The organism is Methylorubrum suomiense (genome assembly GCF_022179765.1).
In the GTDB taxonomy this organism is placed as follows: domain Bacteria; phylum Pseudomonadota; class Alphaproteobacteria; order Rhizobiales; family Beijerinckiaceae; genus Methylobacterium; species Methylobacterium suomiense.
Genome location: NZ_BPRE01000056.1, coordinates 1 through 385 on the forward strand (window position 1 = coordinate 1; position 385 = coordinate 385).

Here is a 385-nt window from a genome sequence, read left to right on the forward strand (position 1 = left end):
CTTGAGGACGCCGATAATCTGCTCTTCGCTGAACCGGCTTTTCTTCATCGTCCGTCTCCTGATCGACGGACCCTAGCTGCAGAACGAGGGCAGGCCAGGGGGCAAGGTCAGACCATTTCCCGATCTGGGTTGAGCTGTGCCGGGCTCCGCATGCTTCGGCCAAGCAGGAGACACCCGAGGCGTCGGCAGAGGATCATCGCGACGCCCGGGAGGCGATCGAAGCGGTACGATGACGGCTGTGGAGGCAGCTTTGACCCTGGGTCAAGCCTTCCCGCGCAATCGGCGCGGCGAGGACGCCGAGCAGATAGAACGAAGAGCCCCAGGCGAGGATCTGCACCACACCCAGGGCTGAGATCACCGGCCAGCGCCTGTCCCGGCCCACCAG

Annotated in this window: 1 protein-coding gene and 1 pseudogene; one reads left to right on the top strand and one right to left on the bottom strand. The window is 64.7% G+C overall.

Going from position 1 to position 385, the window contains the following annotated elements; genetic code table 11:
* Positions 1–107: 107 nt before the first annotated feature.
* A pseudogene (locus MFF26_RS26590) lies at positions 108–233 on the top strand (endonuclease/exonuclease/phosphatase family protein); the annotation flags it as partial.
* Here MFF26_RS26590 and MFF26_RS26400 read toward each other — a convergent pair.
* A partial coding sequence (locus MFF26_RS26400) for a hypothetical protein (protein ID WP_238308978.1) occupies positions 194–385 on the bottom strand: 192 nt, incomplete at its 5' end. The pseudogene MFF26_RS26590 and the gene MFF26_RS26400 overlap by 40 nt on opposite strands.